The organism is Streptosporangium sp. NPDC050148, assembly GCF_055586505.1.
In genome coordinates this window covers 223,702-243,533 of record NZ_JBVJIA010000010.1, presented here as the reverse complement: position 1 = coordinate 243,533, position 19,832 = coordinate 223,702, and the positions used below count along the sequence as shown (strand labels likewise).

Sequence of the window (19,832 nt, the reverse complement as noted above, 5' to 3'; positions counted from 1 at the left end):
TGATCCGGCGTGTTCTGACTCGCGTATCAGGAAGGTTACAGCCCGACGGCCGCGTAGAGCTCCCCGACCTCGGTGAGGGTCAGCGCGCGGACCGTGCCCGGCTTGAGGCGGCCCAGCTTGACCGGGCCGAACTCGATGCGGGCCAGGTCGATCACGGGGTGACCGACCTCCTCCAGCATCCGGCGGACGATGTGCTTGCGGCCCTCGTGCAGCACGATCTCGACCAGGGCCTGCTGGCCGTGCTCCTGGACCAGGGTGAAGGAGTCGGCCTTGGCCAGGCCGTCCTCCAGCTCGATGCCCTTCTTCAGGCGGCGGCCGAGGTCGCGCTCGATCCGGCCGGGCACCTTGGCCCAGTACTTCTTCTGCACGCCGTAGCTCGGGTGGGTGAGGCGGTTGGCCAGCTCGCCGTCGTTGGTGAGCAGGATCAGGCCCTCGGTCTCGGTGTCGAGACGGCCCACGTGGAACAGGCGCTCGGTGCGGTCCGCCACGAAGTCGGCCAGCGAGGGCCGCCCGTCCGGGTCGGACATGGTGCTGACCACGCCGATCGGCTTGTTGATCGCGAGGTAGACGAGATCGGGCATGGTCGGCAGGCGCTTGCCGTCGACGTGGATGACCTGCCTGGCCGGGTCGACCCGGGCGCCGAAGCGGCGCACCGTCTGGCCGTCGACCGTCACCCGCCCCTCACCGATCATGTCCTCGCAGGCCCGGCGGCTGGCCACGCCCGCCTGGGCGAGGACCTTCTGCAGCCGAATGCCGTCCGGGACCTCGGTGGTGTCGCGCTCGTCGACGTAGTCGCGGTCGTAGAAGTCGGGGTCGCGCTTGGGCTGGCGGGCGGTCTTGAACCGGTCGTTCGCGATCGTGCCGGGCCGCAGCGGCGCCTTGGCCGCGGGAGCCCGCCCGGTGGTGCCACGGCCTGTGGTACCACGGCCGGTGGTGCCACGGCCGGTGGAGGAACGACCCGCCGGGTTCCGGTCGGAGGTACGGCGCTCGCCGTACGCCTCGGCACGGTCGCCGCCGATCGTCTGGATGCCGTCGCGGCGGTCGGTCCTGCCGAAACGGCCACGGGAGCCTCCGGAGGGCGCGTCACCGCGGCGGTCGGAGCCGGGCCTTCCGCGGGAGCCGTCCCGCTCGGCGCGGAAGCCGCCCCGGTCCTCACGACGCGGACCGTCGGAACGGAAGCCGCCTCGGTCCTCACGGGGCCTGTCGAAAGAGGAACCACCACGGTCGTCACGACGCGGACCGTCGCTGCGGAAGCCGCCGCGGTCCTCACGGCGCGGGCCGTCCGAGCGGAAACCGCCCTGCGGCCTGCCGTACGAGGATCCGCCGCGGTCGTCACGACGCGGACCGTCGCTGCGGAACCCACCGCGGTCCTCACGACGCGGACCGTCCGAGCGGAAACCGCCCTGCGAACCACCCGGGGAACCGTCGAAGCGGCTGCGCGAACCGTCGCGCTCGGCACGGAAACCACCGCGATCGTCCCGGCGCGGGCCGTCCGAACGGAAGCCCCGGTCGTCGCGGCGCGGACCGTCGGAACGGAAACCCTGGTCGTCGCGGCGCGGCCCGTCCGAGCGGAAACCGCCCTGGGAGCCGCCCTGCGGCCTGCCGTACGAGGATCCGTCGCGGTCGTCGCGGCGCGGCCCGTCGGAGCGGAAACCGCCACCCTGACCACCGGAGGAACCGCCGAACCGGCTCCGCGAGCCGTCGCGCTCCGCGCGGAAGCCACCGCGGTCGTCCCGGCGCGGAGCGTCCGAGCGGAAGCCGCCCGACGAACCACCGCGGGAACCGCCCGACGACCCGCCCGACGAACCACCGCGGGAACCGCCCGACGATCCGCCCCGGGAACCGCCCGAGGACGATCCGCCCCGGGATGATCCACCCCGGAATCCACCGGACTGCGACCCTCCGCGGGAACCGCCGCGCGGGGCTCCGCCACGGCCTTGACCGCGTCCATCACCGGACGGGGTGCTGCGCCTGTTGTTCACTGCTTCTGCTCCTCTAGGGATTCCATGTCGTCGGGCAGGAAGGGCGCCAGTTCGGGAAGCTCACCGAGCTCCCGCAGGCCCATCCGCTCGAGAAAATACGAACTCGTCCGGTAGAGCACGGCTTGGCTCTCCGGTTCGGTGCCGGCCTCCTCGACCAGCCCCCTGGTCACCAGCGTGCGCATGACGCCATCGCTGTTGACACCGCGGATGGCCGCCACCCGGGCCCGGCTCACCGGCTGCCGGTAGGCGACCACGGCCAGGGTCTCCAGCGCGGCCTGGGTCAGGCGCGTCTGCTGGCCGTCGCGGACGAACCGCTCGACGAGAGGAGCGCACTCGGCCCGCGTGTAGAACCGCCAGCCGCCCGCGACCTCTCTGAGGTCGAAACCCCGTCCGGCCCTCGTGTATTCCGCCGAGAGCTCCCGGATCACCCGGGCGATCTCGGCGACGGGCCGGTCCAGGACCTGGGCCAGGGTGACCTCGGCGACGGGCTCGTCCACCACCAGCAGGATCGCCTCCAGCCCGGCGCGCAGCCCCGGCTCCGAGGCCGCGTCCGGGACGAAGCCCGCGATCGGGGCCGGGCCCGGCTCGGGCGCCACGTCACTCATCGGCGGGCTCTCTCCTCGCGGTGGTCTCGTCGTAGTCGTCGGCCACGGCGACGTCGCCGTCGTCACTGCCGGTCCAGGTCACGTGCAGGTCCCCGAGAGGCTCCACCTGCTCGAAGGAGACGGCCGCCTCCCGGTAGAGCTCCAGGACGGCCAGGAAACGCGCCACGACCTCGAAGGTGCCGGTGCAGTCGGAGGTGAGGGCCCGGAAGGTCGCCCGCCGTACCCGGCGCAGCCGCTCGACCAGGATAGCCGCCTGCTCGCGGACATTGGCGAGCGGTTGGTAGATGTGGGCCACCGAGACCGACGGCGGCGTCCTGGGCGCGAAGGCCCGCCGGGCGATCTCCGCCAGCCGGTCGGGGCCGATGCCCAGCACCAGCGCGGGCAGCAGGCTCGCGAACCGCGCCTCCATCGGCACCGTACGGGGGAAACGCAGCGCCTCCTCGGCCATCCGGGCGGAGAAGACCTTCACGACCTCCTTGTAGGCCCGGTACTGCAGCAGGCGGGCGAAGAGCAGGTCCCGGGCCTCCAGCAGGGCCAGGTCCTCCTCGTCGTCGACCTCCCCGGACGGCAGCAGCCGGGCGGCCTTGAGGTCGAGCAGGGTGGCCGCGACGAGCAGGAAGTGGCTCGTCTGGTCCAGGTCCCACTCCGGGCCCCTGGCTCGGATGTAGGAGATGAACTCGTCGGTGACCTGGCTGAGCGAGACCTCGGTGATGTCCAGCTTGTGCTTGGAGATCAGACCGAGCAGCAGGTCGAACGGGCCCTCGAAGACCTCCAGATGCACCGTGAAGGCGTCATCCACGGCTCGCGGCTGCTCGGTCATCCCCCCAGTGTCCCGTACCCGGCCGTCCCCTACCCGCAGGAGGGGATCACTGCTCCAGCGCGGCCCACCTGGCGAGGACCTCCCTGGCGAGCTCCCGGTAGGCGCTGGCGCCGAGCGAGGACGAGTCGAAGCTGGTGATGGGCTCACCGGCCACGGTCGCGTCCGGGAAGCGCACGGTCCGGTTGATCACCGTGTGGTAGACCTTGTCGTCGAACGCCTCCACGACCCGGGCCAGCACCTCGCGGCCGTGCAGGGTGCGCGCGTCGTACATGGTGGCCAGCAGGCCCTCGATGACCAGCTCGTCGTTGATGCGCTCCTGGACCTTGATGATCGTGTCCATCAGCAGCGCCACGCCGCGCAGCGCGAAGAACTCGCACTCCAGCGGCACCATGACGCCGTGCGCGCAGGCCAGCGCGTTGATCGTGAGCAGGCCCAGGGACGGCTGGCAGTCGATCAGGCACACGTCGTACTCGGGCAGCAGGGGCTTGATGACCCGGCCCAGCACCTGCTCGCGGGCGACCTCGGTGACGAGCTGGACCTCGGCGGCCGACAGGTCGATGTTGCTGGGCAGCAGGTCCATGTTCTCGACGCCGGTCTCCAGCAGCACGTCCCTGGCGGTGATCTGCCGCTCCATCAGGAGGTTGTAGACCGTCAGGTCGAGCTGGAGGGGGTTGATGCCCAGGCCGACCGACAGGGCGCCCTGCGGGTCGAAGTCGACGAGCAGCACCTTCAGCCCGGCCTCCGCCAGCGCGGCTCCCAGGTTGATGGTGGTGGTCGTCTTGCCGACCCCGCCCTTCTGGTTGACCATGGCGACGACCCTCGCCGGCCCGTGCACCGTACGAGGGGGCGGGTCGGGGAAGACCGGCCGGGGGCGCCCGGTCGGGCCGAGGACTCCCCCGCTGCGAGGGGTCCCGGCGGTCTTGGTGTCGCCCCAGGGATTCTCGGGGTTTGCCGGAGTAGCCCCCCGGATAGAACCGTCGGTGGTCACAGTCACCAGTCGAACCTCCCTGACGGCCTCTAACCGGAACCGTCCGGACGGACACTATGGCGTCAACACGTATGCGGCAAGGCGGCACGCCCGGACATAAGCAAGGTCAATCCCGCGTGCGCGGATGAGCAGCGGCACAGACCCCTCGGAGCTTGTCGACCGTCACCTGGGTGTACACCTGGGTGGTGGTCACCGAGGCATGGCCGAGTAGTTCCTGAACCAGCCTAACGTCCGCACCCCCGTCGAGGAGGTGGGTTGCGAACGAATGTCGCAACATATGTGGCGACACGCCGTCCAGCCCGCCGCGTTCCGCGGCGCCCCGGAGGACCTCCCAGGCCCCCTGACGGGTCAGCCGGCCGCCCCGGGCGTTGAGGAACAGCCCCGGGCCGCCGCGCCCCTGGGAGACGATACGGGGGCGGGCACGGGTGAGGTAGGCGCGCAGGGCCTCCCCGGCGAAGCCGCCCAGCGGCACCAGCCGGGCGCGCCCGCCCTTGCCGCGCAGTCGCACCCGCCAGGCCCCGGCCTCCAGGTCGACGTCGTCCACGCAGAGCCCCACGGCCTCGGAGATGCGCGCGCCGGTGCCGTACAGCAGCCCCAGCAGGGCCCGGTTGCGCAGCGTCAGGGGGGCGCCGTCGGAACCGCAGGCGGCGATCAGCCGTTCCACGTCGCGGGCGCTGATCGCCTTGGGCAGCCGCCGCAGCTGGCGGGGCGGGCGTACCTGGTGGGCGGGGTCGTGCCGGCAGACGCCCTGGGTCAGCGCGAAACGGTGCAGGCCCCGCACGGCGGAGACGGCCCGCGCCGCCGAGGCGGCGACGAGGGCCTGGTGCGCCTCGTCGCCCTCCCTGAGCGCCGCCACGAACGCGGAGACGTCGCCCTCGGCGACCCCGCCGAAGGTGACGTGACCGCGGCTCTTCAGATGTTCCAGGTAACGCAGGAGGTCACGGCGGTAGGAGGCCAGGGTGTTGGCGGCCAGGCCCCGCTCCACCGCCAGGTGAGCGAGGTAGCTGGACAGGACGGCCTCCGTCTCGCTCAGGGTGTCCTCCTGATCATGCCTCCGGTGCGTCGGCGGGCCGCAGCGAGGCGAATCCATCCGCCGAAGCGGCGTATGCGGCGAGAATACCGGCCACGGCTTGGGAATTGTGGATCATTCCCGCCATGGCACGCCGAACCGCGTCGGACAGGGGAATCCAGGCCAGCGGCATGTCGGCCTCCTCGTGCCGCCGGACGAAATCGAGTTCCCCCTCGGGCAGGAGGGCCAGATCCCTGGCCAGGAAGATCCGGGTGCGCTCGTTCGCCATGCCCGGCGAGGTGAAGGCGTCGACCAGGACGTGCCAGGTCCCCGCCCGGTAGCCGGTCTCCTCGGCGAGCTCGCGGGCCGCCCCGACGTGCAGGGGCTCGCCGTCCACGTCGCGCAGCCCCGCGGGCAGCTCCCACAGCAGCCGACGTACGGGATGGCGGTACTGGCGCAGCAGCAGGATCCGGCCCTGCTCGTCCAGCGCGACGACCGCCACCGAGCCGGGATGGACCACGTAGTCCCGGTCGGCGATCTCGCCGTCCGGCATCACCACGGCGTCGGTGACGCCGGTGATCACCCGGGCGCGGAAGCGCTCGGTGCTGGAGTCGACCTTCCACTCCTCGGGCACGTCCCGGACCTCCAGGTCCTCCGGTCCCCCGACGAACTCGATCCGGCCGGCGGAGCCGGTGCCCTCCGCGGTGCCGCTCACTTGCCCCGCCCGGCCTTCGCGGCGGCGCCTCGGATGTCGGCGTACGTCAGGGAGGCGGAGATCAGGCCCTTGAACAGCGGGTGGGCGCGGGTGGGGCGGGAGCGGAACTCCGGGTGCGCCTGGGTGCCGATGAAGAAGGGGTGGACGTCACCGGGCAGCTCGGCGTACTCCACCAGGCGGCCGTCGGGCGAGAGCCCGGAAAAGACCATGCCGACCTTCTCCAGCTGCTCGCGGTAGGAGTTGTTGACCTCGTAGCGGTGGCGGTGGCGCTCGTCCACCTTGGCCATCCCGTACAGCCTGCGGGCCAGCGACTCCTCGGCGAGCCTGGCCGGGTACAGGCCGAGCCGCATGGTGCCGCCCATGTCGCGCTCGCCGGAGACGACGTCCTCCTGGTCGGCCATGGTGGAGATGACCGGGTGGGTGGTCTCGGCGTCGAACTCGGTGCTGCCGGCGTCCTCGATGCCGGCCAGGTGGCGGGCGGCGTCGATGACCATGCACTGCATGCCCAGGCAGATGCCCAGCAGCGGGACCTTGTTCTCCCTGGCGTGCCGGATCGCGCCGACCTTGCCCTCGATGCCGCGCACGCCGAAGCCGCCTGGGATCAGCACGCCGTCGACGCCGTCCAGCTCGCGGGCGGCGCCCTCGGGGGTCTCGCAGTCGTCGCTCTTGACCCAGCGGATATTGACGCGGGCGTCGTTGGCGAAACCGCCCGCGCGCAGCGCCTCGGTGACCGACAGGTAGGCGTCGGGCAGGTCGATGTACTTGCCGACGAGCGCGATCGTGACCTCGTTGGCCGGGCGGTGCACCCGGCGCAGCAGCTGCTCCCACTCCTTCCAGTCCACGTCCCTGAAGGGCAGGCCCAGGCGGCGCACCACGTAGGCGTCCAGCCCCTCGGAGTGCAGCACCTTGGGGATGTCGTAGATGCTGGCGGCGTCGATGGCGGAGACGACCGCGTCCTCGTCCACGTCGCACATGAGGCTGATCTTGCGCTTGATCGCGTTCGTGACCGGGCGGTCGGAGCGCAGGACGATCGCGTCGGGCTGGATGCCGATGCTGCGCAGCGCGGCCACCGAGTGCTGGGTCGGCTTGGTCTTCAGCTCGCCGCTCGGGCCGATGTACGGCAGCAGGGAGACGTGCAGGAAGAACACGTTGTCGCGGCCGACCTCGTGACGGACCTGGCGGACGGCCTCCAGGAAGGGCAGCGACTCGATGTCGCCCACGGTGCCGCCGACCTCGGTGATCACCACGTCCACCTCGGGCCCGGCCATGGACCGGATGCGGTCCTTGATCTCGTTGGTGATGTGCGGGATGACCTGCACGGTGTCACCGAGGTACTCGCCGCGGCGCTCCTTGGCGATGACGTTGGAGTAGACCTGGCCGGTGGTCACGTTGGCCGAGCCGTGCAGCTCGGTGTCGAGGAACCGCTCGTAGTGGCCGACGTCCAGGTCGGTCTCGGCCCCGTCGTCGGTGACGAACACCTCACCGTGCTGGAACGGGTTCATGGTGCCGGGGTCGACGTTGAGGTAGGGGTCGAGCTTCTGCATGGTGACCCGCAGGCCGCGCAGCTTGAGAAGGCGTCCGAGGCTGGAGGCCGTCAGTCCCTTTCCCAGGCTGGAGGCGACGCCGCCGGTGACGAACAGGTGTTTGGTGTGTGCGGCGCTGCGCAAGAAGGCTCCCGTGGTCGTTACAGATCAGTCGGCGCACCCTTATGAATGGCCTACAGGTCCACGGGCTCTCAGAATATCAAACGGCGCAGGCGGACGGCCCGGACGATCTCGACCCGCATGCCGGGGGTCCCCGACCGAGCGGTAACTTGTTCCGTCATGTCACTTCGTGGTGTGGTGCGGCGTGCCGCCGGCAGCCTCGTTCACCGGCTCTGGGCCGCCGCCCGCGAGGCCGGCACGGTCACTCCGGCCAGTCCCGGCGGCTACCGCTTCCGCCGGCTGGGCGAGGGCGCGTGCCTGTCGTTCCCGGTCGGGGCGATCTTCGGCGAGGCCTGGATCGAGATCGGCGAGCACTCCCTGATCGGCGAGCGGGTCTCCATCTCCGCGGGCATGGGCCCGGGGGTCGACCTGGGCCCGGACTCGATCGTGCGGATCGGCCGGAGCTGTTCCATCGGCCGGGGCAGCCACATCGTGGGCCACCAGTCGATCGACATCGGCGACGACGTCTTCACCGGCCCGTACGTCTACATCACCGACCAGAACCACGTCTACGACGACCCCGAGGCGCCGATCGGCCGGCAGTGGCCGCGCAACAACCCGGTCTCCATCGGGGCGGGCTCGTGGCTGGGCACCGGCGCGATCATCCTGCCCGGTACCAGGATCGGCAGGCAGTGCGTGGTGGCGGGCGGGGCCGTGGTGCGCGGGGAGTTCCCCGACCACAGCGTGATCGCCGGCATCCCGGCCAGGGTGGTGCGCCACTACGTGCCCGGCCGGGGCTGGCTGCCGCCCCACCCCGACGGCACCGACGCCGGGACGGGCATCGCCGCGGGCGCGGACGTCGCGGGTGCGGACATCGCGGCGGTCGTCGGCACAGGCGCGGGCATCGGGGCGGACCTCGACGTGGGCGTCGGGGCGGACGCCGGAACGGACCTTGACGCGGGCATCGGGGCGGACCTCGTGAACGCGGCCGAAGGCGCGGGAGCGCGAGCGGCACGGGGGCGCCCGCCGATACCGGAGTGATATCCACCGAGGCGGCCGATCGGGATCGTTCGGCGGGCGGTGACCGTTGAACCCCGCAGAGAACACTACGGAGGTGCGATGCTCGCGGCACTGACAGGCCTCGGACTCTCCACCGCGGCCGGGCTCAACGCCTACATCCCGCTGCTGGTGGTCGGCCTGCTCGCCAACTTCACCGACCAGGTACGGCTGCCGCAGGAGTTCTCCTGGCTCACCAACGGCTGGGTGCTCGGGATCATCGGGGTGCTGCTCCTGGCGGAGTTCGTGCTCGACAAGGTCCCGGTGGTCGACAGCGTCAACGACATGATCCAGACCGTCGTCCGCCCGGCCTCCGGCGGCGTGGTCTTCAGCGCCACCGAGGCGGCGGCCCGGCTGGACGGCTCGACCTGGATGAGCCACAACCCCTGGCTCAGCTGGGTTCTGGGCATCGGGATCGCGCTGGCCGTGCACACCATGAAGGCGGCCACCAGGCCGGTGGTGAACGCCACCACGGCCGGGGTGGGAGCGCCCGTGGTCAGCACGGTGGAGGACGCCGGATCCCTGGGCATCAGCCTGGTGGCGATCTTCCTCCCGGTCCTGGTCGTCGTGGTGGTGGCGGTGCTCGCGGTGCTGGCCTGGCTGGCGACCCGGCGGATACGACGGCGGCGCGCCGCCCAGCCGAGCCTGAGATGACGGCGCTCCGCCCGGCACCTGCCGGTTCCGCCGCGTCCGGCGCCCTCGCGGGGGCACCGGCGCGGGCTATGCTCGAAACACCGCGTCCAACCCCTGTCGGGAGGTGGCTCCGATCGGCGATTTCCTCATCGTCCTGCTGGTGATCCTGCTGTTCCTGCTTCTCCTGGGAGGCGTCGGGATCTACCTGCTGGTCCAGGTCGGCAAGAAGGCCAGTAAGAAGGCCAGGAAGGTGACCGAACGGGTCACCTCGCACATGGCGGCGATGGGCACCGGCGACGCCGCCGAGACCGAGCGGATGCGGCTCGACCTGCGGCGCGAGGTGTCGCTGACCCGCCAGGCCGTGGAGCACGCGCTGCGCGGCGGCTGGGGGTTGGGCGACCTGCCCCACCTGGTGGCCGAGATCTCGGTGCACGCCGACCAGCTGGACGCCCAGCTCGCCCACTACGCCCAGGAACGCCGGGTGTCGCCCTACGTCGACCACACGGCCCTGAGCAGGCTGCGCGAGCACCACTCCAAGCTGACCACGTCCTGCGCCCGGATCAGGGCCGACCTGCGCAACGACCAGATGGAGCACGCGGCCGGGAACATCGACCAGATCCAGGGTCGTACCGATCTGGAGATCGAGGCCCGTCGCCGCGCGCCCGACCCGCTGGACGAGATCGACGAGCTCTACAACCGCACGATGATCAACCGCTCCCGTCCGGACGACGCCCGCTGACCCTCAGCTCCGCGCCCCGGCCGCACGAAGGCCCGAACGGCCCGTGCGCCGGGCACGGAGAGTGACATCGTGACTCCGTCGGATAATGTTCCAGGGTGCCGACGAAGGAGGTTCTCTGATGACAGCCGTTTTCCCCGAGTGGTTCTACCCGGGACCGGCCGGCGGGTGGACCGCCGACATGCTCGACGACCTCCCTTCGGACGCGCCCCGGCATGTCGAACTGATCGACGGGTCGCTCATCATGATGTCTCCCCAGACCGCTTTCCACATGTTCGTCATCAATCTGATGATCGATCGCCAACGCGGTATACGACCGCCGGATCACCTTGCCGTCGTCCGGGAGATGACCGTGACCCTCGGGATCCGGCAGCGGCCCGAGCCTGACATCATGGTGGTGTCGAGGTCCGCGCTGACGAACCTGAGGACGACCTCGTTCAGACCCGAGGACGTGCACCTGGTGGTCGAGGTGGTCTCTCCCGAGTCGCTGGAGCGAGACCGCACCACCAAGCCCAGCAAGTACTCCGGCGCCGGGATCAGGCATCTGTGGCGCGTGGAGCAGGAGAACGACAGGCCGGTCGTCTACACCTTCGAGCTGGAGCCCGCCGTCAGGGCGTACGTCCCCACGGGCATCCATCGCGATCGGCTGACGACGGACATCGGTTTCCCGGTCGACATCGACCTGGACCTGAGCACGTTCATCGGCCCATGATCGCGAGGTCGGCGAGGTCGGCGAGGTCGGCGAGGTCGGCGTAGGTGGCTCCGGCGTTGATCCGGGCGCGCAGCGCCTGGGCCTGGGGGGGTGCTGGGCAGGAAGCCGTCCAGCAGGGCGGGCAGGCAGAGTCTCCAGCTGAGCAGGGCCCGCGGCGACTGCCGGTGCCCGGCGCGGACCACCGAGACGCCGACCCTGATCGCGTGCTCGTTGCCGGGCGGTACGCGGGGACGGTCGATCTCGACGGCCGAGTAGCGGAAGCCGTCGGCGAGGTCGCACGGCGGACAACCCCGGGGCCCCCTGCTCAGCGGGCCCCGGCATTCACGGCAGACGATCCGGTCGAGAGCGGCGTCGACGACCCGCCAGCCGTGCCGGTCGGGCTCGTCCGCGACCATCTCGGCGATGACCGGCTCGTCCTCGGGGGACGGCCCGTCCGGGCCGAAGCGTTCCCGCAGGAACTCCCGCCAGCCGTCCTCCACGATCCGGTCGACCAGTGCCGCGCACCTGTCACAGCCGGGGCGGACCGGTCACACCGGCCGGGCCCCACTCCCCCGGGTGTCCCGCACCCGAAGGCTCCCCCGCGTGTCCCACGCCCGAAGACCCCGGCCCCTCCCGTGAGGGCCCGGGATCGCGTGGTCGGCGGCCGGGGTGGCCGGGGTGGCCGGTCAGGAGACGCCGGCCTCGCGCATGTCGCGTACCTCCCGCTTGAGCTCCTTGATCTCGTCGCGGAGCCGGGCGGCGACCTCGAACTGGAGGTCGGTGGCGGCCTGGTGCATCTGCGCGGTGAGCGACTCCATCAGCGCCTCCAGCTGTGCCCTGGGCATCTCACCGGCGATCGCCTTGGCGTGCTGGCCCGCCTGCTTGAGCGCGAAGCCGGGCACCGGGGCCTTGCCGCGCGACTGCTGGCGGCCGCTGCCGCCGAGAAGCTGCTCGGTGTCGGCGTCCTCGCGGTTGAGCGAGTCGAGGATGTCGGCGATCTTCTTGCGGAGCGGCTGCGGGTCGATGCCGTTGGCCTCGTTGTAGGCGATCTGCTTGGCCCGGCGGCGGTTGGTCTCGTCGATCGCCCGCTCCATGGAGGGGGTGATCCGGTCGGCGTACATGTGCACCTGGCCGGAGACGTTCCGGGCCGCGCGGCCGATGGTCTGGATCAGGGAGGTCTCCGAGCGCAGGAAACCCTCCTTGTCGGCGTCGAGGATGGCCACCAGCGACACCTCGGGCAGGTCCAGGCCCTCGCGGAGCAGGTTGATGCCGACCAGCACGTCGAACTCGCCCATCCGCAGCTCGCGCAGGAGCTCGATGCGGCGCAGGGTGTCGACCTCGCTGTGCAGGTAGCGGACCCGGATGCCGAGCTCCAGCAGGTAGTCGGTGAGGTCCTCGGACATCTTCTTGGTCAGCGTGGTGACCAGGACCCGCTCGTCCCGCTCGGTGCGGACGCGGATCTCGTGGATCAGGTCGTCGATCTGCGACTTGGTCGGCTTGACGATCACCTCGGGGTCGATCAGGCCGGTCGGCCGGATGACCTGCTCGACCACGTCGCCCTTGGAGCGGCCGAGCTCGTAGGTGCCGGGGGTGGCCGACAGGTAGACCGTCTGGCCGATCCGCTCCAGGAACTCCTCCCACTTCAGCGGGCGGTTGTCCATCGCCGACGGCAGGCGGAAGCCGTGGTCGACCAGGGTGCGCTTGCGGGAGGCGTCGCCCTCGTACATCGCGCCGATCTGCGGGACGGTCTGGTGGGACTCGTCCAGGACGAGGAGGAAGTCCTCGGGGAAGTAGTCGAGCAGGGTGTTGGGCGCGCTGCCCGGGGCCCGGCCGTCCATGTGGCGCGAGTAGTTCTCGATGCCGGAGCAGCTGCCGATCTGGCGCATCATCTCCAGGTCGTAGGTGGTGCGCATGCGCAGCCGCTGGGCCTCCAGGAGCTTGCCCTGGCGCTCCATCGTCTCCAGGCTCTCGGCCAGCTCGGCCTCGATGCTGCGGATGGCGCGCTCCATCCGCTCGGGGCCCGCGACGTAGTGCGAGGCCGGGAAGATGTAGAGCTCGTCGTCCTCGGTGATCACCTCGCCGGTCAGCGGGTGCATGGTCGAGAGCTTCTCGATCTCGTCGCCGAACATCTCGATCCGCACGGCGAGCTCTTCGTACTTGGGGATGATCTCGACGGTGTCGCCGCGCACCCGGAAGGTGCCCCGGGTGAAGGCCATGTCGTTGCGGGTGTACTGCATGTCGACGAGACGGCGCAGCAGGACGTCGCGCTCGATCTCCTGGCCGACCTTGAGCCTGGTCATGCGGTCGACGTACTCCTGGGGGGTGCCCAGGCCGTAGATGCACGACACCGAGGCCACCACGATGGTGTCGCGCCGGGTCAGCAGCGAGTTGGTCGCCGAGTGGCGGAGCCGCTCGACCTCCTCGTTGATCGAGGAGTCCTTCTCGATGTAGGTGTCGCTCTGCGGGACGTACGCCTCGGGCTGGTAGTAGTCGTAGTAGGAGACGAAGTACTCGACGGCGTTGTTGGGCATCATCTCGCGCAGCTCGTTGGCGAACTGGGCGGCGAGCGTCTTGTTCGGCTGGATGACCAGGGTCGGCCGCTGGAGGCGCTCGATCAGCCAGGCGACCGTGGCGGTCTTGCCCGTGCCCGTGGCGCCCAGCAGGACGTTGTCCCTGTCGCCGCCCTTGACGCGCCGTTCGAGCTCGGCGATCGCGGCGGGCTGGTCACCCGAAGGGATCATGTCGGTGACGACCTCGAAGGGGGCCACCTTGCGCTGCAAATCTGTTACCGGCCTCACCTGTCTCACTGTAGGCGGCGCGACCGACAGTTCTCCCCCGGACGGCCCCGCCCGGCCCGGACGGACCCCCGCCCTTCATCCCGGCGACCGCGTCCCTTCCCCGGACGGCCGTGTCGGGCCCGTAGGATCCCCGCGCGGACGCGTCCCTTCCCCGGACGGCCGCGTGGACCCCGTACGATCCCCGCGCGGCCGCGTCAATCGTCCGGCAAGCGGTTCGCAAGCGGGTTCCCCTTTACTGTCCGGAGTGCGCACGATCACAAAGCGTGATATATGGGCCTTTCTAGTTATGAATAATCCGGAGGTGTGATGTCCCGGCCAAGGGAAGCCATGCAGTACGCCAGGACCGCGGCCCAGACGATAGGCCAGGGCGGCGACATGCGCCAGGTGGTCGGCCAGGCCGCCCAGCAGTTCGCCGGCCAGGTCCAGGGCCAGTTCACCGGCCAGGGTCAGGGCGGCGGGCAGGGCGGGCCCGGGGCGGCCATGGGCTTCGCGCTCACCCCCTCCGACTTCACCGCGGCCCGCGACCAGGGCGCGTCCGTGGGGACGGTCATCGAGGCCCGCAGCGCACCGCTCAACGAGGCCGGCGAGATCGTCAACCGCAGCTTCAGCGGCCAGGGCCCCGACGGCGAGCCGGTCCACGTCATCTCCCCGGTGGTCATCCCCAAGAGCACCACCGCCAGGGTGATCGTCCCGCTGGTCGTGCTGGCCGGTCTCGGCGTGGTCGGCCTGGTGGCCACCGGGCTGCCGGAGGGCGCCCGGGTGCTGTTCGGCCCGCACTACTGGGTCGTCCTGGTGCTGGCCGCGGCGTTCCTGTGGTGGCGGCGCAGCGTGGTCATGGTGCCCGAGGGCTGCAAGGCCCTGATCACCAAGTTCGGCAAGCTCGTGCAGATCGCCGATCCGGGCCGGGTGACGCTGTTCAACCCGTGGAAGCGGGTCAGCTACATCGTCAACACCACCCGCGAGTACCCCTTCAACGCGCCCATCAGCGAGGCCCCGACCCAGCAGGGCGTCAAGGCCAGCGTCGACCTGTTCCTGCAGTTCCGCATCGAGGACCCGGCCGAGTTCATCTTCGTGCTCGGCTCGGTCGGCGGCTTCCAGGCCAAGCTGCAGAACGCCATCAGCGAGGTCACCCGCTCGCTGATCTACGCCCAGCGCGCCGAGGAGATCTACGACCTGGTCGGCGAGAGCACCATGAGCATGCTGGACAACCTCAACCAGCAGTTCCTGCCCGCGGTACGGCTCACCGACGTCAACATCACGCACGCCGAGCCGACCAGCCAGGAGTACCGGATGGACCTGGCCGCCCCGGAGATGATCAGGGTCGCCAAGGAGGCGTACACCTACGAGTACGAGCTCCAGCTGCGCAAGGAGCAGAACGAGGGTGACCTGATCAAGGAGCTCGCCGGGCTGCAGGAGCAGCTCTCGGCCATCCACGCCGAGATCGCCGGGCACCAGGCCAGGATCGACACCGCGCTGGAGCGCGCCTCCCACCAGGCCAAGGCCCAGGGCGGTCAGCGGCTGGTGGAGGCCGAGTCCACCGCCAAGGCCAACGCCGCGCTGCTGGAGGCCCAGGCGCTGGACATCCGCGCGCTGAGCGCCGCCCAGGCCCCCGAGATCCTCGGGTACCGCTTCCAGCAGGACCTGCTCGACAAGCTCGAGTCCGTCGCCCCGTACCTGCCCCGCCTGGTCCAGGTCGGCGACACCGCCGACGTCGACCTGCTCGCCCTGGCCGGGCAGCTCGTCGGCGGCCACGAGGCACAGCTGTTCTCCGAGGCGGACATGGCCGCGATCAGGGCCCGTACGGGCGAGATCGGCGGGCGCGTCGAGGAGCGCGGGGCGGAGATCGCCGCCCTGCTCAACGCCCCGGCCGACGTCGTCGTCCCCGTCCCGTCCTCGACGACACCCCAGGCCACGACCCCGGCCACGACCCCGGTCACGGCCGCGGGCGCGACCACCGGCGACGACGCGGCGACCGCCGTACAGGAGGAGGTCCGATGAGCGGCAGGGAGTTCTCCAAGATCAAGGAATCGCTGGCCTCCTGGTCGGAGATCCGCCAGCTGCTGCGCGGCGGCGAGTCGGGGCAGCTCGTGCCGGTGGTCATCCCCAAGGACCGCCGGGGCTTCGCCTGGGTGGGGCTGCTGCTGGCCGCCCTCTACCTGGTCGGCACCGCGGTGTTCGCCGACGGCGCCCTGTCCCTGCTGGCCGCGGCCGCGTCCGTGGTCACCCTGGTCGCGGCGGCCGTCTGGCTCTGGCGCCGGGCCATCATCGAGATCGAGGAGGGCACCACGGGCGTGCGCAGCCGCTGGGGCGCCATCGTGGGCACCCTGCCGCCCGGACGGCACTACCTGTGGCTGCCCTGGGACCGGGTGGACGCGGTGGTCGACACCTCCACCGAGATCCCCTACTCCGCGCCGATCGCGGCCTGCCCGACGGCGGAGAACGTCCCGCTCAAGTCGATCGAGTTCTTCCTGAAGTTCCGCATCGTCGACCCGGTCGCCTTCGTCCGGACCATCGGGGCCGGCAACTTCGACCTCGTGCTCAGCAGCGCCGTGCAGGACGCCATCCGCCAGCGCAGCCGCCAGGTGCACACCGAGCGCGCGTACGACCTGCGCGGGTCCGACGTCGGCGACATGCAGGAGCTGCTCACCCGCCAGCTCGGCCGGTACGGGGTGCGCATCACCGGCGCCAACATCCCCGACGTGCAGCTGCCCGACCAGTACCAGCAGCACCTGGCCACCCGTGAGAAGGTCGCCAAGGAGCTGTCGGCGTTCGAGCGCGAGTGGGAGCTGACCCGCAAGCGCCGGATCGACACCCTGCTGATGGAGATCGAACGCTCCAAGAAGACCCGTGACGCGCGCATCGTCGAGGTGCGGGCCGCCGCCAACACGGCCCGCAAGGACGTCGCCCGCATGCTGGAGGAGCACGAGACCGAGGCGCAGCGGGTGCGCTGGGAGATCGAGGCCAAGGGCCGGGCCGAGCTGACCTCCGCCGAGAACGAGGCCAAGGGGCTGCGCAGGCTGGCCGACTCCTACCGTGACAACCGTGCCGTCCTGCAGTACGAGCTGGCCCGCCGCCGCCTGGACGTGGGCGCCAGGCTCGCCGAGAGCGCCCCGCGGCCGGTCGTCGTACGCACCTCAGGAACCTCCGGCGACACCTCCGCGTTGTCCACACTGCTGCTCGCTCAGCTGCTGCCCCGGCTGAACGACGGCACGAACGGCGTCGGCGGCTTGAACGGCGCCGGCGGGCAGGCCGGACCGCAGAACCAGACCCCCTGACAGACCTCCACCGATTCCCCGCCGCAGAAGGCGGCAGTTCCCCTAGGAGAGATCAATGGTGTTCCGCAAGCTGATGGCCGCGTTCGGGGCCGGTGTCGAGGTCGACACGGTCCTGCAGAACTCGCACGTCCGGCCCGGCGAGGTGCTGCGCGGGCAGGTCAACTTCCGCGGCGGCGGCTCCGACTACAAGGTGGAGGGCATCTTCATCGACTTCACCGCCGTCGTCGAGGTCGAGAGCGGCGACAACGAGTACAAGTCGACCTACAGCTTCCTGCGCCAGCAGATCACCGGCTCCTTCCAGCTGGCCGCGGGCGCCCCGCAGTCGGCCCCCTTCGAGATCCAGGTCCCGTGGGAGACCCCGATCAGCGCCGTCGCCGGCCACCCGCTGCGCGGCATGCAGCTGGGCGTCTCCACCGAGCTGGCCCTGGCCGGCGCGCTCGACAAGGGCGACCTCGACGCGCTGTTCGTCAACCCGCTGCCCGCCCAGGACCACGTGCTCGGCGCGCTGGGCAACATGGGCTTCGGCTTCAAGAAGGCCGACCTGGAGCGCGGCACGCTGCAGGGCTCGCGGATGCCGTTCTTCCAGGAGATCGAGTACTACGCGGGCCCCGAGTACCGCCGCCACTTCAACGAGCTGGAGCTCACCTTCATCGCGGGCCCGCAGGCGATGGACATCATCCTGGAGGCCGACAAGCGCGGCAGCTTCGGCTCCAGCCAGGACACCTACAGCCGTTTCACGGTCCACTACAGCGACCACCCCGGCCAGGTCGAGCAGTCGCTGCGCGGCGCCCTGCACTCCATGGCCCAGAAGCGCGGCTGGTTCTAGACTTGCTCCCGTACGGGTGTGCTCCGCTCTCCGGGGCACACCCGTTCCTCGTTCCGTCGCCTGGGGCCGGCCCGTCACTCCGGCGGGCACTGCTACCGGATGCTGGGCTCGTTCGACGAGGCCGAGGACCTGACGCAGGAGACGTTCCTGCGCGCGTGGAGGGGCCTCGGCGGTTTCGAGGGGCGCTCGACGTTCCGGGCCTGGCTGTACCGGATCGCCACGAACGCCTGCCTGGACGCCCTCGACGGCCGCGCGCACCGGGTGCTCCCGCAGCGTCTGGCCGGGCTGCGGATCGAGGACGACCGGATCGCCGAGGTCACCGCCTTCCACGATCCCGGCCTGTTCCCGGCGTTCGGCCTGCCCATGACGCTGTCCGCGGCACCTTCCGTGAGGCTGGCGACGGCGCGCCGATGAGTTCTCGCGGGAACCACCGTCTCAACGCGGGTCACACGAAATCGACCCCGACGGAGACACCTCATGAGCAGGATGCTGTATTCGGTCACCATGTCGCTGGACGGCTTCATCGCCGGGCCGGGCGGCGACATGTCCTGGCTGACCCCGTACCTCGGGCCCGACCCGGTGGTGGACGGGCTCATCGGTGAGATCGGCGCGCTTCTCGTCGGCAACCGCACCTTCCGCGGTGACAACCCCCACCGGGGCACCGACAGGGAGGAGAAGCCGTTCGGCGGCGACTGGACCGGGCCGCAGTTCGTGCTCACCCACCACATCCCGGACACACCGGTGCCGGGCGTCACCTTCGTCGGTGACCTGGACGGCGGTGTCGCCGCGGCCAAGGCCGCCGCGGGTGAGAAGTACGTCAACATCCTCGGCGCCGACGTCGCCCGGCAGTGCCTGGCGGTGGGTGTCCTCGACGAGATCCTCGTGTTCATCGCGCCCGTGATGCTGGGCGACGGCGTCCGGCTGTTCGACCACCCGGGCGGGACCCACGTCAGGCTGGAGCGCGTCGACGTGGCCCGGTCGCCGCACGCCACGAGCCTCTGGTTCCGCGTCATCGGATGAGCCGTCCCGGCGCGGCGGCGGGTCACCCGGTGACCACCGGTCCGGCCCGTCACCGCGCCGCGGGACGTCCCGGAGGCCAGCCCCTCGGTCCCCCGATCGTTCGAAAGGAGGTCAGAGGTCGAGCTGGTACTGGAACGTCCTGTGGGTGGGCCGGTAGCCGAGCGCGTCGTTGACGGCCCGCATGCGGGTGTTGCTCTCGGCCGTGTCCGCCAGCAGCCCGGTCAGGTCCGGGTGCCGCTCGCGGACCTGCCGGATCATCTCGGCCTTCATCCACCGGGCCAGGCCACGTCCCCGGTGTTCCGGCAGGACGCCCGTGCCGTAGTGCTGGCCGTCGCCCTTGCCGTCACCGGGGACGACCAGCTCGGTGAATCCGGCGATCGAGCCGTCGGACTCGTCGACGGCGGCGACCGTGTACAGCCGTTCGCCACGGTCCTCGACGGCCCTGGCCGCCGCCCTGACCCGCTCGACGTCCCAGACCACGAGGCCGTAGTCGGTGTCGTCCATCGGCATGTCGTCCATGGCCCGGCGGGAGGCGGTGAAGGTGGCGGCGAGCTCGTCCGGCACCGTCCCCTCCCAGGACCGCAGCCGATACCCGGCGACCGGCCGTCCGGCGGCCGTGTCCGCGACGGTGTGGGCCAGGACGAGCCTGACGTAGGTCAGGGTGAGCACCCTGCGGAACCCCCGGTCGGCCAGGAAGTGGTCACCCGGCGTACCGGCCACGGCTTGGGCGAGCACGCAGCGCCGCCCCTCCCCCACGACGCCCGCAACCGCCCGCGCCAGCAGCTCGGAGCCGACACCCCTGCGCCGCTCCGCCGGATGCACGCTCAGCTCCAGCTCGGCCAGGTGGTCCTGCCCCTCGGTGTCGAACAGGCGCAGGAACGCCGACCCGAGGGGGACCCCGTCACCGCCGACGGCCAGCCACACCAGGCGGCGGCTGGACGCGCTCGGGTGGGGATCGGTCAGCGGGACGATCTGAATCGACACGGTCTCTCCATCTCGGGGCCTTCTCGGGTGCCCGGCCGCCCTGATATTCGG

18 protein-coding genes are annotated in these 19,832 nt (G+C 71.0%); 9 read left to right on the top strand and 9 right to left on the bottom strand.

The window, feature by feature from the left end; all coding sequences use genetic code 11:
• Positions 1–35: 35 nt before the first annotated feature.
• From ACZ6RT_RS14320 to ACZ6RT_RS14290, 7 genes are all read right to left on the bottom strand, one after another.
• Positions 36–1,982 (bottom strand): pseudouridine synthase, encoded by a 1,947-nt coding sequence (locus tag ACZ6RT_RS14320; protein WP_470153799.1) that lies wholly within the window; start codon positions 1,980–1,982, stop codon positions 36–38.
• Positions 1,979–2,587 (bottom strand): SMC-Scp complex subunit ScpB, encoded by a 609-nt coding sequence (scpB, locus tag ACZ6RT_RS14315; RefSeq protein ID WP_470153797.1) that lies wholly within the window; start codon positions 2,585–2,587, stop codon positions 1,979–1,981. The genes ACZ6RT_RS14320 and scpB overlap by 4 nt, the downstream gene beginning before the upstream one ends.
• Positions 2,580–3,407, bottom strand: a complete 828-nt coding sequence (locus tag ACZ6RT_RS14310; protein WP_470153795.1) for a segregation and condensation protein A — start codon at positions 3,405–3,407, stop codon at positions 2,580–2,582. Before ACZ6RT_RS14310 ends, scpB begins: the two co-directional genes overlap by 8 nt.
• A gap of 46 nt (positions 3,408–3,453) precedes the next feature.
• Complete coding sequence (locus ACZ6RT_RS14305) at positions 3,454–4,401, bottom strand: ParA family protein (RefSeq protein ID WP_399191962.1); 948 nt, start codon at positions 4,399–4,401, stop codon at positions 3,454–3,456.
• Positions 4,402–4,501: 100 nt separating this feature from the next.
• The gene (locus ACZ6RT_RS14300; protein ID WP_470153793.1) at positions 4,502–5,485 is read right to left on the bottom strand and encodes a tyrosine recombinase; all 984 of its coding nucleotides are present in this window, start codon (positions 5,483–5,485) and stop codon (positions 4,502–4,504) included.
• On the bottom strand, positions 5,442–6,080 hold the full coding sequence (locus ACZ6RT_RS14295; protein ID WP_399192271.1) for an NUDIX domain-containing protein: 639 nt from the start codon (positions 6,078–6,080) through the stop codon (positions 5,442–5,444). The genes ACZ6RT_RS14300 and ACZ6RT_RS14295 overlap by 44 nt, the downstream gene beginning before the upstream one ends.
• Before the next feature lie 35 nt (positions 6,081–6,115).
• Positions 6,116–7,786, bottom strand: coding sequence for a CTP synthase (locus ACZ6RT_RS14290; protein WP_470153791.1), 1,671 nt, complete (start codon positions 7,784–7,786; stop codon positions 6,116–6,118).
• Positions 7,787–7,942: 156 nt separating this feature from the next.
• Here ACZ6RT_RS14290 and ACZ6RT_RS14285 point away from each other — a divergent pair, with 156 nt between their 5' ends.
• From ACZ6RT_RS14285 to ACZ6RT_RS14270, 4 genes are all read left to right on the top strand, one after another.
• Entirely contained in the window at positions 7,943–8,803 is an 861-nt protein-coding gene (locus ACZ6RT_RS14285) for an acyltransferase (protein ID WP_470153789.1), read from the top strand.
• A 78-nt stretch (positions 8,804–8,881) separates the two neighbouring features.
• Complete coding sequence (locus ACZ6RT_RS14280; RefSeq protein WP_470153787.1) at positions 8,882–9,472, top strand: DUF4126 domain-containing protein; 591 nt, start codon at positions 8,882–8,884, stop codon at positions 9,470–9,472.
• A gap of 103 nt (positions 9,473–9,575) precedes the next feature.
• On the top strand, positions 9,576–10,190 hold the full coding sequence (locus tag ACZ6RT_RS14275) for a hypothetical protein (protein ID WP_344904200.1): 615 nt from the start codon (positions 9,576–9,578) through the stop codon (positions 10,188–10,190).
• A 118-nt stretch (positions 10,191–10,308) separates the two neighbouring features.
• Entirely contained in the window at positions 10,309–10,899 is a 591-nt protein-coding gene (locus tag ACZ6RT_RS14270) for a Uma2 family endonuclease (protein ID WP_470153786.1), read from the top strand.
• Positions 10,900–11,564: 665 nt separating this feature from the next.
• Here ACZ6RT_RS14270 and uvrB read toward each other — a convergent pair.
• Positions 11,565–13,676 (bottom strand): excinuclease ABC subunit UvrB, encoded by a 2,112-nt coding sequence (gene uvrB, locus ACZ6RT_RS14265; protein ID WP_399191976.1) that lies wholly within the window; start codon positions 13,674–13,676, stop codon positions 11,565–11,567.
• A 327-nt stretch (positions 13,677–14,003) separates the two neighbouring features.
• Between uvrB and ACZ6RT_RS14260 the strand changes: the two genes are divergently transcribed.
• The 5 genes from ACZ6RT_RS14260 to ACZ6RT_RS14240 all read left to right on the top strand — a co-directional run bounded on the left by ACZ6RT_RS14260 (position 14,004) and on the right by ACZ6RT_RS14240 (position 18,797).
• Positions 14,004–15,674 (top strand): SPFH domain-containing protein, encoded by a 1,671-nt coding sequence (locus ACZ6RT_RS14260; RefSeq protein ID WP_470153784.1) that lies wholly within the window; start codon positions 14,004–14,006, stop codon positions 15,672–15,674.
• Complete coding sequence (locus tag ACZ6RT_RS14255; RefSeq protein WP_470153782.1) at positions 15,671–16,951, top strand: SPFH domain-containing protein; 1,281 nt, start codon at positions 15,671–15,673, stop codon at positions 16,949–16,951. Before ACZ6RT_RS14260 ends, ACZ6RT_RS14255 begins: the two co-directional genes overlap by 4 nt.
• Before the next feature lie 55 nt (positions 16,952–17,006).
• A complete protein-coding gene (locus ACZ6RT_RS14250) occupies positions 17,007–17,777 on the top strand; it encodes a sporulation protein (RefSeq protein WP_399191982.1) in 771 nt (256 codons plus the stop codon).
• An 18-nt stretch (positions 17,778–17,795) separates the two neighbouring features.
• Positions 17,796–18,191, top strand: a complete 396-nt coding sequence (locus ACZ6RT_RS14245) for a sigma-70 family RNA polymerase sigma factor (RefSeq protein ID WP_470153779.1) — start codon at positions 17,796–17,798, stop codon at positions 18,189–18,191.
• 63 nt (positions 18,192–18,254) lie between these two features.
• The gene (locus ACZ6RT_RS14240; RefSeq protein ID WP_470153777.1) at positions 18,255–18,797 is read left to right on the top strand and encodes a dihydrofolate reductase family protein; all 543 of its coding nucleotides are present in this window, start codon (positions 18,255–18,257) and stop codon (positions 18,795–18,797) included.
• Positions 18,798–18,908: 111 nt separating this feature from the next.
• On the opposite strand, the gene ACZ6RT_RS14235 is transcribed toward ACZ6RT_RS14240, so the two are convergent.
• Positions 18,909–19,781, bottom strand: a complete 873-nt coding sequence (locus tag ACZ6RT_RS14235) for a GNAT family N-acetyltransferase (RefSeq protein WP_470153776.1) — start codon at positions 19,779–19,781, stop codon at positions 18,909–18,911.
• Positions 19,782–19,832 lie beyond the last annotated feature (51 nt).

Excerpts from the sequence above, each read along its gene's own strand:
- scpB (WP_470153797.1), bottom strand. The coding sequence starts at position 2,587 with ATGAGTGACGTGGCGCCCGAGCCGGGCCCGGCCCCGATCGCGGGCTTC.
- ACZ6RT_RS14310 (WP_470153795.1), bottom strand. The coding sequence starts at position 3,407 with ATGACCGAGCAGCCGCGAGCCGTGGATGACGCCTTCACGGTGCATCTG.
- ACZ6RT_RS14300 (WP_470153793.1), bottom strand. The coding sequence starts at position 5,485 with ATGGATTCGCCTCGCTGCGGCCCGCCGACGCACCGGAGGCATGATCAG.
- ACZ6RT_RS14285 (WP_470153789.1), top strand. The coding sequence starts at position 7,943 with ATGTCACTTCGTGGTGTGGTGCGGCGTGCCGCCGGCAGCCTCGTTCAC.
- ACZ6RT_RS14280 (WP_470153787.1), top strand. The coding sequence starts at position 8,882 with ATGCTCGCGGCACTGACAGGCCTCGGACTCTCCACCGCGGCCGGGCTC.
- ACZ6RT_RS14270 (WP_470153786.1), top strand. The coding sequence starts at position 10,309 with ATGACAGCCGTTTTCCCCGAGTGGTTCTACCCGGGACCGGCCGGCGGG.
- ACZ6RT_RS14260 (WP_470153784.1), top strand. The coding sequence starts at position 14,004 with ATGCAGTACGCCAGGACCGCGGCCCAGACGATAGGCCAGGGCGGCGAC.
- ACZ6RT_RS14255 (WP_470153782.1), top strand. The coding sequence starts at position 15,671 with ATGAGCGGCAGGGAGTTCTCCAAGATCAAGGAATCGCTGGCCTCCTGG.
- ACZ6RT_RS14250 (WP_399191982.1), top strand. The coding sequence starts at position 17,007 with ATGGTGTTCCGCAAGCTGATGGCCGCGTTCGGGGCCGGTGTCGAGGTC.
- ACZ6RT_RS14240 (WP_470153777.1), top strand. The coding sequence starts at position 18,255 with ATGAGCAGGATGCTGTATTCGGTCACCATGTCGCTGGACGGCTTCATC.